This is a genomic window from Dactylosporangium salmoneum (assembly GCF_039532525.1).
Lineage (GTDB): Bacteria > Actinomycetota > Actinomycetes > Mycobacteriales > Micromonosporaceae > Dactylosporangium > Dactylosporangium salmoneum.
Genome location: NZ_BAAARV010000027.1, coordinates 212,381 through 223,763 on the forward strand (window position 1 = coordinate 212,381; position 11,383 = coordinate 223,763).

Genomic DNA, 11,383 nt, shown 5'->3' on the forward strand with positions numbered 1-11,383 from the left:
AGCGGCCCGTCTAGGAGAACAGCGTGAAGATCAGGTTGTCCCACCACTCGGCGATGACGCCGAGGTAGGCCCGGCCGATCGTGGTGACCGCGAGCGCGGCGGCCATGGCGGCGATCGCCGAGGCGAGCAGCAGGATCAGCGACGACCCGGACAGGCTCTGCCGGTACAGCCTACTGACGCCCTTGGCATCGACGAGCTTGCCGCCGAGCTTGAGCCGGGTCAGGAACGTCGAGGCCATGCCGCCGCGGCCCTTGTCGAGGAACTCGATGAGCGTGTTGTGGGTGCCGACCGCCACCAGGAGCGACGCCCCCTTCTCGTCGGCCAGCAGCATCGCGATGTCCTCGCTGGTCGCCGCGGCCGGGAAGGTGATCGCCTCGACGCCGAGCCGCTGCACGCGGGCCAGCCCCGGCGCCCGTCCGTCGGGGTAGGCGTGCACGACGACCTCGGCACCGCAGCGCAGCACGTCGTCGCTGACCGAGTCCATGTCGCCGATGATCATGTCCGGCGTGTACCCGGCCTCGACCAGCGCGTCCGCGCCGCCGTCGACGCCGATCAGCACCGGTTTGTACTCCCGGATGTAAGGCCGCAGCACATCGATGTCGGCCTTGTAGTCGTACCCCCGCACGACGATCAGGCAGTGGCGCCCCGCGATCTGGGTCTGGACCTCCGGCACGCCGACGCCGTCGAGCAGCAGCGCCCGCTCCTGCTTGAGGTACTCCATGGTGTTCGCCGCGAACGCCTCGAGCTGCACCGACAGCCCCTCGCGGGCGTCGGCCATCGCCTCGGCCACGGAGTCGGCGTCCTGGCGCACGCCCTTGGCGACCGCGTCCTCGCCGACGTACACGGTGTCGCCGTCGATGCGCACCGAGTCGCCCTCGCGGAGCCGGTCGAAGAGGTCCTCGCCCAGGTCGTCGACGAGCGGGACGCCGGCCTTGATCAACCCCTCGGGCCCGAGGTTCGGATACCGCCCCGACACCGACGGCTTCGCGTTGAGCACGGCCGCCACTCCGGAGGCGGCCAGCGAGTCGGCCGCCACCCGGTCGAGGTCCACGTGGTCGATGACCGCGATGTCCCCCGGCCGAAGGCGCCCCACCAGGCGCTTCGTCCGCCGATCGAGCCGCACGACGCCAGCGATGACACCCGGCTCGGCGGGCCGGGTGCGGCGCAAGGTTGGAAGTCGCATCACAACCATCCTGGCATGGACAGACGCCGAAAGCCGTGCGCGACATGTCCACGACCAGGTGGTACGCCCCATTTCACGTTTCAGCGTGACGCCGGTCACCCTGCCGAACGTCCGCGCGGTGTCACGCAGTTGACACCTACGAGGCGTATTTACGACCCGCCCGGCTGCCTCAAGTCAGCACAGGGGTCCATCGTGAGGAGTCGCCAGATGGAAACATTATCGTCGATCCGCCTGACCCGCGTGCCCAACCTCGCCGGCAAGACCCCGGCCGAGGCGACCGCCGCGCTACGAGCCGCCGGCCTCGAACTCGGGGTGATCCGCGAGATCGGCCCGGCCGGCACGATGATCGTGCTCGAGCAGTCCACCCTCGCCATGACCGTCGCCCCCGTCGGCACGAGGGTCAACCTCCTGGTCGGCCGGCGCTGAGAAGCGCCGGAAGGCCTCGGCGAACAGCAGCAGCGCCGCCGCCCCCGCGTAGGCGAACAGCAGCGCCTTCCAAGGCTTGCCCTCGAAGTAGATCCCGCAGCAGTACCCGATGAGCCCGGCCATCGAGGCCCAGAGGCTCACCCCGAGCGCCGTCCAGGCCTGAAAGCGCCCCGCCGGGTACCCGACCACCCCGGCGGCGAGCGCCGAGGCCGAGCGCCCGCCGGGCAGGTACCTGGCGAAGACCAGCACCTGCCCACCCCGGCTGCGCAGCGTCCTGCGCGCCCAGTGGTACGCGGCCAGCCCCCGGGTCTTGCCCTGCAGCCGCCGCAGCACCCCGGGTCCGGCCCGGACCCCGATCCGGTAGGACAGCAGATCCCCGGCGAACGCCCCGGAAGCCGCCGCGGCGATCACCAGAAGGATGCGCGGCTCCCCCGTGCTCCCGGCGAGCACCGAAACAGCGATCAGCGTGGACTCACTGGGCGAAAGCGGAACGATGGCGTCAAGCCCGGCGACGACGAACACCACCAGCAACACCCACGGCGACCCGGCGACCGCATCCACCACGATCAAACCGTAGAGCGGCAGCTCAAACGGTCAATGAACGGCAGTCAATCCGTGAGGGGCCGGCAGAGCGCAGACCCCTCCCCAGCCCCCGCAGGCCCGCTCAGGCCCTCGTCTTCTCGCGGTCGGCGACAGAGAGCAGTTCCTCCGCGTGGGCGATGCCCAGGTCGGAGTCCGGCAGGCCGGCCAGCATCCGGGCCAGCTCCCTCGCCCGGTCCGTGTGCTCCACCACCCGGACCCCGGAGGTGGTCACCGCCCCGCTGGTGTCCTTCGCCACGACCAGGTGACGGTCGGCGAACGCCGCCACCTGCGGCAGGTGCGTCACCACCAGCACCTGGTGCTCCCGCGCCAGCCGGGCCAGCCGCTTGCCGATCTCGACCGCGGCCGTCCCGCCGACGCCGGAGTCGACCTCGTCGAAGACCAGCGTCGGAGGGCCCCCGGCCCCCGCGAACACGACCTCGATGGCCAGCATGACCCGCGACAGCTCGCCGCCCGACGCGCCCTTCTGCAGCGGCTGCGCCGGCGCGCCCGGGTGCGGCAGGAGCCGCAGCTCGATGTCGTCGCCGCCGTCCGGCCCGACGCCGCTGTCCACCCCGGACGCGGTCGGGATCGTCGGCCCGCTGCCGGCCGGCTTCGGCACCACGACCACCTCGATCCGCGCGTGCGGCATCGCCAGGCCGGCCAGCTCGACGGTGACGTCGGCGGCGAACCGTCCGGCCGCCTCCTGCCGGGCCGCGGACAGCACCGCCGCCAGGTCGGCCACCTCGCCGTGCAGCCGCTGCCGCTCCCGGTCCAGCTCGTCGAGCAGCTCGTCGGAGGTGTCCAGCTCGGCCAGGCGGGTGCGGGCGCGGTCGGCCCAGGCCACCACCCCGTCGACGTCCTCGGCGTACTTGCGGGTGAGCGCCCGCAGCGCCGCCCGCCGCTCGTAGATCTCCTGCAGCCGGCCCGGGTCGGCGTCCAGCGACGCCAGGTAGGTGCCCAGCTCGGTCGACACGTCGCCGGCCAGCGTCGCCACCTCGTCGAGGCGGGCGGCCAGCTCGCCCAGCACCCGGTCGACGCCGGTCTGCGCCTCCAGGGTCCGCCGGGCGGTCGCGATGAGGCCCAGCACGTCGGGCACGTCCTCGCCGTCGCCGGTGCCCGACAGCGCCACGTGGGCCAGCTGGGCGGCCGTGCGCAGGCCCTCGACGTGCTCCAGCCGCTGGGCCTCCTCGCGCAGCAGCTCGTCCTCGCCCGGCTGCGGGTCGACCCGGCTGATCTCGTCGAGGCCCAGCCGCAGCAGCTCGGCCTCCTGGGTGCGCTGCCGCGCGTTGGCCCGCCGGTCGGCCAGGTCGTCCTCGACGGCCCGCCACCGGGTGTAGAGCTCGGTGAACTGCCCGAGCAGCTTCTCGTGCTCCGGCCCGGCGTAGCGGTCCAGCGCCGCCCGCTGCTCGGCGGGGCGCAGCAGCCGCAGCTGGTCGGACTGCCCATGCAGGGCGAACACCCGCTCACCGACCTCGGTCAGCAGCGACACCGGCACGGTGCGCCCGCCGACGTGGGCCCGGGAACGGCCCTCGGCGGTCAGCGTGCGGCTCATGAGCAGCGTGCCGTCGTCGTCGACCTCCGCGCCGGCGTCGGCGATGCGGCTCTCCACCGCGGCCCGCACGTGCCTGGGCAGGGTCAGCCGCCCGTCGACGGTGGCGCGGCCCGGGTCGGCGCGCACCCTCCCCGCGTCGGCGCGGCCGCCGAAGAGCAGGTTGAGGCTCGTCACGACCATGGTCTTGCCCGCGCCGGTCTCGCCCGTGATGACCGTGAGGCCCGGGCCGAGGGGCAGGGTGGCGTCTTCGATCACGCCCAGTCCGGTAATGCGGAGTTCCTCCAGCACGTGAGGAACACTAGCCGCGGGGTATGACAGTTCTCCACTCGGCCGTAGTAAATGTCGCGCTTATGGCGTGCTCAAGCGTGCCGTTTCTGGTGCCGCCACCCCTCGACGGGGAGGCCGAACTTCGCCACGAGACGGTCGGTGAAGGGACGCTCACGCAGGCGGACCACGCGGACGGGGAGGGCTCCCCGCCGTACCGTCACCGTGGAGCCCGGCGCGAGGTCCATCACCCGCCGGCCGTCGCAGGACAGCAGCGCGAAGCTGGTGAAGGGCTCCACGTTGATCGTGATCGTCGAGTCCGGCGAGATCACCAGGGGCCGGCTGAACAGCGCGTGGGCCGAGATCGGCACCAGCAGCAGGGCCTCCAGCTCCGGCCACACGACCGGCCCGCCGGCCGAGAAGGCGTAGGCCGTCGAGCCCGTCGGGGTGGCGCAGACCACGCCGTCGCAGCCGTACCGCGACAACGGCCGCCCGTCGACCTCGACGAGCAGCTCCAGCATCTTCTCCCGGGCGCCCTTCTCGACGGTGGCCTCGTTGAGCGCCCACGAGTTGCCGACCGGCCGCCCGGCGTGCTCGGCGGTGACGTCGATGGTGAGCCGCTCATCGACGGTGTACGTGCCCTCGACGACCTCCCGGACCGCCTTGTCGACGTCGCCGATCTCGGCCTCGGCCAGGAACCCGACCTTGCCCAGGTTGATCCCCAGCAGCGGCGCCTTCGCCGGCCGGGCCAGCTCGGCCGCGCGCAGCAGCGTGCCGTCGCCGCCGAGGGCGAAGACGATCTCGACCCCCTCCGCGGCCTGCTCGCCGGAGACCGGCACGGCCCGCGGGATGGCCAGCTCGGCCGCCTCCTCGGCGAGCACCCGCACCGTGAAGCCGTTGTCGAGCAGGTCCGCCGCGACGGTCCGGGCATGGTCGTTGTTGCTGGCCTTGCCGGTGTGCGTCACCAGCAGCGCCTCGCGCGCGTTCATCCGGCTCCCCCCTCCGCGACGACGTCGTGCACCGCGGCCGGGTCGACGGGCGGTGCGTCGCGCCGCAGCCACAGGAAGAACTCCACGTTGCCCTGCGGCCCCGGCAGGGGGCTGCGCGCCACGCCGGCCACCCCGAGGCCCAGCCCGGCGGCCGCGGCGGCCACGTCGAGCACCGCCGCGGCGCGCAGCTCCGGCTCGCGCACCACCCCGCGGTCGCCCAGCGCCTCCCGCCCCACCTCGAACTGCGGCTTCACCATCGGCACGAGGTCCCCGTCCGGGCCCGTGCAGGCCGCCAGCGCCGGCAACACCAGGCGCAGCGAGATGAAGGACAGGTCGGCCACGGTAAGCTCGCACGCGCCGCCGATCTGCTCGGGCGTCAGGGTGCGCACGTTGGTCCGCTCGATGACCTGCACCCGCGGGTCCGTCCGCAACGACCAGGCGATCTGGCCGTACCCCACGTCGACCGCCGCCACCGAGGCCGCACCGCGGCGCAGCAGCACGTCGGTGAACCCGCCGGTCGAGGCGCCCGCGTCGAGGCAGCGACGCCCCTGCACGCCCAGCGCGGCGAACGCGTCCAGCGCACCGGCGAGCTTGTGCCCGCCCCGCGACACGTACTCGTCCTCCGCCGACTCCAGCACCCGGACCGGGTCCGCCGGGTCCACCTGGGCCGCCGCCTTGGCCGCGGCCGTGCCCCGCACCTCCACGCGCCCCGCGGCGATCAGCGCGGCCGCCTGCTCCCTGGAGCGGGCCAGCCCACGGCGCACCAGCTCGGCGTCGAGTCGGTTCCGGCGCGCCATCTGCCAGCAGCTCCCTGAAAGCTCAGCGTTCCTCGATCGTGCCCAGCGTCTCCTGCAGCGTGCGGTGGGCGTCGGCGTACACCGACACCTGCTGCCGCAGCGGAAGCGACGGTACATCGCCCAAGGCCGCTACTGCCGCCTCGACCCGCCCGAGCACGCCCGCGCCGGGCGGCCCGGGCATCGGCGCCGGGCCTGGCACCGGACCCGGGCGGGGGCCGCCACCAGGCACCGGGGCCGTCATGACGCGGTCTTACGGGGCGCGCGAGTGGTCTTCTTCACTGGCAGCTTGGCCGAGGCCGGCCCGGCGTCCATCGCCGCCTGATGCACGGTCTCGATCGCCTTCTTCGCCGCGGCCTTGCGCGCCGGGGCCGCCTTCTTCGCCGGCGCGGCCGCCACGGGCTCGGGGGCGGGCGCGGCCGGTGCCGTCTTCTTGGCCACCGTCTTCTTGGCCACGGTCTTCTTCGCCACGGCCGTCTTCACCGCGGCCGGCTCCTCGACGATCGCCTCGGCCCCGACCGGCGGCGCGGGCTCGTGCGCCGGCGCCACCGCGTTCACGGTCGCCTCCTTGAGCTGCGCCTCGAGCTCGTGCACGCGGGAGGTCAGCGACGCCACCTCCTCCGCGGTGGCCAGGCCGACGGCGCCGAGCGCCCGGTCCAGCTCGTAGCGCACCAGCTTCGTCAGCGCCTCACGGTTGGCCGACCCGGCCTTCAGCAGGTCCTCGGCCATCGCCTGCAGCTGCTCCGCGGTGGCGCCACTCTTGCCGACCAGGCGCCGGACCGTCTTGGTCGCCTTCTTGGTGGTGGCCTCGGTCATGCCGTAGGCAAGCTCCAGATACGCCCGCCATGCTTCCTGCGCCATATTGCGTCACTCCTCCAAGTGGTGTACGCCATCACGCTACCGGGCGAGCCTGGGCGCCGTACGGTACCGTCACATTCCACGCAACCGCACGGAGACGGGGATGCACGCCATGGCAACGGTTGAGGACTGTCGCGCCGCGCTGCTGAAGCTGGCGGAGCGCCTGGCGGCCAAGGCCGCCGAGGCCCGGGAGAAGCTCGACTTCGACCGGTCCCTGGCCTGCCGCGTCACCGACCTCGGCATCGCCTTCCACGGCCAGCTCAAGGACGGGCAGCTCTCCGGCCTCACCGACGGCGACGACCCGCGCGCCAAGATCAAGCTCACGTCGTCCAGCGACGACCTGGTCGAGCTGGTCAACGGCCAGCTCAACGTGATGTCGGCCTGGACCAGTGGCCGCATCAAAATCGAAGCCGGCATGCTCGACCTGCTGAAGCTGCGCAAGCTGCTCTGAACCAGCTGCGTTACCCGGCTCTTCGCGTTCCCCGAAGTCTTCGCGTTACCTGGCTCTTCGCGTTACCCGGCTCTTCGCGTTACCGAGCTCTTCGCGTTACCCGAGCTTGAGCCACTTCAGCGCTGCCTGAGCGGCCTCGTCGGCCCCCGTCACCGGGCGCACCTCCCCGGCCGCCCACGCCACCCGGCACAGCGCCATGAGGGCGTCGACCCGGCGTCCGTCCCCCGCGAGCTCCCAACCCCCATCGCGGTCCGTGACCTGCCATTGCGATTCCTGCGGTACCGCGTGAGCCTCGAACAGCCCCGAGAGGTCCTCGGCGACGAACGTGGGCCGCCGCTCCACCGGAGCCGCCAGCAGCTCGGTCGCGTCGGACACGCCGGTCAGCACGAGCAGGCTGTCCATGCCGGCCCGGTACGCGCCCTCGATGTCGGTGTCGAGCCGGTCCCCGACCACGAGCGGCCGCTGGGCGCCCCGCTCGCGGGCCGCCTCCAGGAACAGCCCCGGGTCCGGCTTGCCGACGATCGCGTCGGGCTGGCGCCCCAGCGCCGTGGCCATCGCCACGACCAGGGAACCGTTGCCCGGCAGCGGCCCCCGCGGCGACGGCAGCGTCTTGTCGGCGTTGGTCGCGATCCAGTCCGCGCCGCCGCGGATGGCCACGGCGGCGTCGCCCAGGTCCCGCATGCGCACGTCCGGGCCGTACCCCTGGACGACGACCCGCGCCTGCTCGGCCTCGGTCACCGGCGTGAGCCCGGCGGAGACGACCTCCTCGCGCAGCGCCGGCGCCCCGAGCACGAGCACCGGCGTCCCGGCCGGGTACCGCTCCGCCATCAGCAGCGCGGTCGCGTGGGCCGACGTGACGACCTCGCCCGCCTCGGCCGGGATGCCGATCCGAGTGAGCAGGGCCGCCACGTCCCCGGGCAGCCGGGAGGCGTTGTTGGTCGCGTACGCGCTGGGGATGCCCCGCTCCCGCAGCCTGGCGCAGGCCTCAGCCGCGCCCGGGATGACCTGGTCGACGAGGTACAGCACCCCATCGAGATCGAAGATCACAAGGTCGTAGTGCCCGACCAGGTCGTCCCCTGCTGCGGTCACGCCTTCCCCTTCTCGTTTCCGCCCTTGGCGCCGTCCTTGTCGCCCTCGGCGTCCTTGTCGTCCCCGGCGTCTTGTGCGGCGTCGGTTTCGGCGTCGGCGTCGTTCTCGACGAAATCGCCGTCGCGCTCGTCGTCGCCGGCGGCCAGGTCCGGGTCGCGCGGCTCGTCGCCCTCGCCCTCGTCCTCGTCCGGGTCGTCGTCTTCGCCGCCGTCGCCGTCGCGCTCGTCGTCTACGTCGTCGTAGTCCTCATCGTCCTCGTCGTCGTAGTCATCGTCATCGTCGTCGTCTACGTCGTCTTCATCGTCGTAGTCGTCGTCATCATCTTCGTCGTCTTCGTCGTCGAGGTCGTCCTCGTCGCGGTCGTCGTCCTCGTCGTCGTCGCGGTCGTCGTCCTCGTCGTCGTCGCGGTCGTCGTCTTCGTCGTCGAGGTCGTCGTCTTCCCCGTCGTCGTAGTCGTCGTCCTCGTCGCCTTCGTCGTCGTCCTCGTCCGCGTCGTCGTAGTCGCCGCGCGCCTGCTCCTGGCCGGCGTCCTCGCCCTCGGCGTCCTCGTCGTCGTCCGTGTCGCCGTCCAGGGTGATCCCGTCGAGCTCCAGCAGCCGCTCGGCCGCGTCGGTGCGCAGGTCCTCGTCGAGGTCCGCGGCCCGGGCGAACCACTCCCGCGCCTCTTCCCGGCGCCCGGCCCGCAGCAGCGCATCGGCGTACGCGTACCGCAGCCGCGCCGCCCACGGCGCCTCCGGCGCCGAGGTCAGCTCGCGCACCTGCAGCATCGCCACCGCCGCGTCGTGCTGACCGAGGTCCCCGCGGGCCCCGGCGGCCACGATGAGCAGCTCCACGATCTCCTCGGCCGACAGCGCCTCCCGGTCCGCGGTGCGGAACAGGTCGATGGCCTTCTCCGGCCGCTCGAGCGCCCGCTCGCAGTCCGCGATCACCGCGATGTGCGTCTGCCGACCCGTCATCCGGTGGTACGTCCGCAGCTCACCCAGCGCCGTCTGCCACTCCCCGGCGTGGTACGCCGCGAGCCCCGCCGCCTCCCGCACGACCGCGATCCGCGACGCCTTCCGCCGCGCCACCAGCGCGTGCGCCAGCGCCAGCTCGGGGTCCTCGTCGATCAGCTGCCCGGCCGCCACGAGCCGCCGCGCCACCTCTTCGGCCACGGGCCGCGCGAGCGAGCTCAGCTCGGCCCGCACCTCCCGATCAAGCTCCGAGGCCACGATGTCGTCGGCGAGCACCGGATCGGCGACCCGGCTGACGCTCTCCTCGCCCTCCTGCTCGGTGCTGACGAACCCGGGGTCGCTGGTCCGCGGCCGGTACCCGCCGGAGTCGCTACGCCGCAGCCCCTCGGGCCGCTGGAAGCCGCCACCGCGCTCGCCGGCGTCCCGGTCGCGGTACCCGGGCCGGTTCCCGCGCTCTCCGCGCTCCCCGTCCCGGAAGCCGCCGGGCCGGTCCCCGCGGTCACGGTCGCGGAAGCCACCGCCGGTAGGGCGGTCGCCACGGTCACGGTCACGGAACCCACCGGACGGACGGTCCCCACGATCGCGGGAGCCACCACCAGTGGGGCGGTCGCCACGGTCACGGTCACGGAAGCCACCACCAGTGGGGCGGTCGCCACGGTCACGGAACCCACCGGACGGACGGTCCCCACGATCGCGGAAGCCACCACCAGTCGGGCGGTCGCCACGGTCACGGTCACGGAAGCCACCACCAGTAGGGCGGTCGCCACGGTCACGGAAGCCGCCGCCAGTCGGGCGGTCGCCACGGTCACGGTCACGGAACCCACCGGACGGACGGTCACCGCGGTCGCGGAAGCCACCACCAGTGGGCCGGTCGCCACGATCGCGGTCGCGGAACCCACCGGACGGACGGTCCCCACGGTCACGGTCCCGGAACCCGCCAGACGGACGGTCGCCATCGCGCTGCGGCCGGTCCCCACGATCGCGGAACCCCTCGCGCGGCCGGTCGCCGCGGGACACGTAGCCTTCGCGGCCCCCGTCGCGGAAGCCACCACCAGTCGGGCGGTCGCCACGGTCACGGTCACGGAACCCGCCGGACGGACGGTCGCCGCGATCGCGGAAGCCACCCGACGGACCGTCGCCGCGGCCGCCGTCACGGAAGCCACCCGGCCGGTCTCCATCGCGGAACGTACGCCGCGGCCGGTCCTCGCCATCGCGGTACCCGCCACGCGGACGGTCGCCACCCTCGCGGAACCCACCGCGCGGCCGGTCGTCCCGGCCACCGTCGCGGAAACCACCCGGCCGGTCACCCCGGCCTCCCTCGCGGAAACCACCCTGCCGGCCGTCGCGGTCGCCGTCGCGGAAACCACCACGGGGACGGTCGCCACCCTCGCGGAAACCACCGCGCGGCCGGTCGTCGCGGCCACCGTCGCGGAAGCCTCCACGCGGACGGTCGCCACCTTCGCCGTGCCGGGGACCACCCTCGCGGAACCCGCCACGCGGGCGGTCGTCGCGGCCACCGTCGCGGAAGCCTCCACGCGGACGGTCGCCACCTTCGCCGTGCCGGGGACCACCCTCGCGGAACCCGCCACGCGGGCGGTCGTCCCGGCCACCGTCGCGGAATCCTCCACGCGGACGGTCGCCACCTTCGCCGTGCCGGGGACCACCGTCGCGGAATCCTCCACGCGGACGGTCGCCACCTTCGCCGTGCCGGGGACCACCCTCGCGGAACCCGCCACGCGGCCGGTCATCCCGGCCACCGTCGCGGAAGCCACCCTGCCGGCCGTCACGGTCGCCGTCGCGGAAGCCACCGCGCGGGCGGTCGTCCCGGCCACCGTCGCGGAACCCGCCGCGCGGACGGTCACCACCGCCACTGCTGTCCCGGAACCCCGAGCGGGGCCGGTCATCGCGTGAACGGTCGCCGCGCGGCCCGTCGCCCCGGCCGCCATCGCGGAAACCACCCGACCGGTCACCCCGGCCGTCGCGGAAACCACCCGGACGGTCATCCCGCCCGCGGGCCGGCCTGTCGTCGTCGCGGCGCGGCCGCCGCGGGCCGTCCTGGCCGTTGCCGTTTTCTGGCGAAGCGTTCACGGCTTTCATCCTTCCCGACCGGGGTGCGTCACATACGCTCGACCCGGCTAAAACGAGTCGAGGGCCGCCCAACGGGGCGACCCTCGATCGAAAGTTTGTCCGGCGGCGTCCTACTCTCCCACACTCTCTCGGGTGCAGTACCATCGGCGCTGGA

The 11,383-nt window shown here is 73.6% G+C and carries 11 protein-coding genes and 1 pseudogene; 3 read left to right on the plus strand and 9 right to left on the minus strand.

Translation table 11 applies throughout. The annotated features are described in order from the left end of the window. Window positions 1–10 precede the first annotated feature (10 nt). Window positions 11–1,183: a putative cytokinetic ring protein SteA gene (gene steA, locus ABD352_RS19465; RefSeq protein ID WP_344613825.1), complete on the minus strand. Its 1,173-nt coding sequence runs from the start codon at window positions 1,181–1,183 to the stop codon at window positions 11–13. 207 nt (window positions 1,184–1,390) lie between these two features. Here steA and ABD352_RS57650 point away from each other — a divergent pair, with 207 nt between their 5' ends. Then, window positions 1,391–1,609: a PASTA domain-containing protein gene (locus ABD352_RS57650; RefSeq protein ID WP_425553571.1), complete on the plus strand. Its 219-nt coding sequence runs from the start codon at window positions 1,391–1,393 to the stop codon at window positions 1,607–1,609. Between the two features lie 114 nt (window positions 1,610–1,723). On the opposite strand, the pseudogene ABD352_RS57655 reads toward ABD352_RS57650, so the two are convergent. The 6 genes and pseudogenes from ABD352_RS57655 to ABD352_RS19495 all read right to left on the minus strand — a co-directional run. Then, window positions 1,724–2,173, minus strand: a pseudogene (locus ABD352_RS57655) (DedA family protein); the annotation flags it as partial. Window positions 2,174–2,273: 100 nt separating this feature from the next. Further along, entirely contained in the window at window positions 2,274–4,031 is a 1,758-nt protein-coding gene (recN, locus tag ABD352_RS19475; RefSeq protein WP_344613827.1) for a DNA repair protein RecN, read from the minus strand. A gap of 71 nt (window positions 4,032–4,102) precedes the next feature. Then, window positions 4,103–4,996, minus strand: a complete 894-nt coding sequence (locus ABD352_RS19480; RefSeq protein WP_344613828.1) for an NAD kinase — start codon at window positions 4,994–4,996, stop codon at window positions 4,103–4,105. Next, a complete protein-coding gene (locus tag ABD352_RS19485) occupies window positions 4,993–5,793 on the minus strand; it encodes a TlyA family RNA methyltransferase (RefSeq protein WP_344613829.1) in 801 nt (266 codons plus the stop codon). The genes ABD352_RS19480 and ABD352_RS19485 overlap by 4 nt, the downstream gene beginning before the upstream one ends. 22 nt (window positions 5,794–5,815) lie before the next feature. Further along, a complete protein-coding gene (locus ABD352_RS19490; RefSeq protein WP_344613830.1) occupies window positions 5,816–6,034 on the minus strand; it encodes a hypothetical protein in 219 nt (72 codons plus the stop codon). Further along, complete coding sequence (locus ABD352_RS19495; RefSeq protein WP_344613831.1) at window positions 6,031–6,651, minus strand: phasin family protein; 621 nt, start codon at window positions 6,649–6,651, stop codon at window positions 6,031–6,033. Before ABD352_RS19495 ends, ABD352_RS19490 begins: the two co-directional genes overlap by 4 nt. Before the next feature lie 109 nt (window positions 6,652–6,760). Here ABD352_RS19495 and ABD352_RS19500 point away from each other — a divergent pair, with 109 nt between their 5' ends. Next, window positions 6,761–7,099: an SCP2 sterol-binding domain-containing protein gene (locus ABD352_RS19500; RefSeq protein WP_344613832.1), complete on the plus strand. Its 339-nt coding sequence runs from the start codon at window positions 6,761–6,763 to the stop codon at window positions 7,097–7,099. A gap of 96 nt (window positions 7,100–7,195) precedes the next feature. On the opposite strand, the gene ABD352_RS19505 is transcribed toward ABD352_RS19500, so the two are convergent. After that, on the minus strand, window positions 7,196–8,188 hold the full coding sequence (locus ABD352_RS19505) for an HAD-IIA family hydrolase (RefSeq protein WP_344613833.1): 993 nt from the start codon (window positions 8,186–8,188) through the stop codon (window positions 7,196–7,198). Beyond that, entirely contained in the window at window positions 8,185–9,315 is a 1,131-nt protein-coding gene (locus ABD352_RS19510) for a tetratricopeptide repeat protein (RefSeq protein ID WP_344613834.1), read from the minus strand. Before ABD352_RS19510 ends, ABD352_RS19505 begins: the two co-directional genes overlap by 4 nt. On the opposite strand from ABD352_RS19510, the gene ABD352_RS19515 reads away from it, so the two are divergent. After that, the gene (locus ABD352_RS19515; RefSeq protein WP_344613835.1) at window positions 9,265–11,052 is read left to right on the plus strand and encodes a hypothetical protein; all 1,788 of its coding nucleotides are present in this window, start codon (window positions 9,265–9,267) and stop codon (window positions 11,050–11,052) included. The two genes, ABD352_RS19510 and ABD352_RS19515, sit on opposite strands and share 51 nt — an antisense overlap. Window positions 11,053–11,383 lie beyond the last annotated feature (331 nt).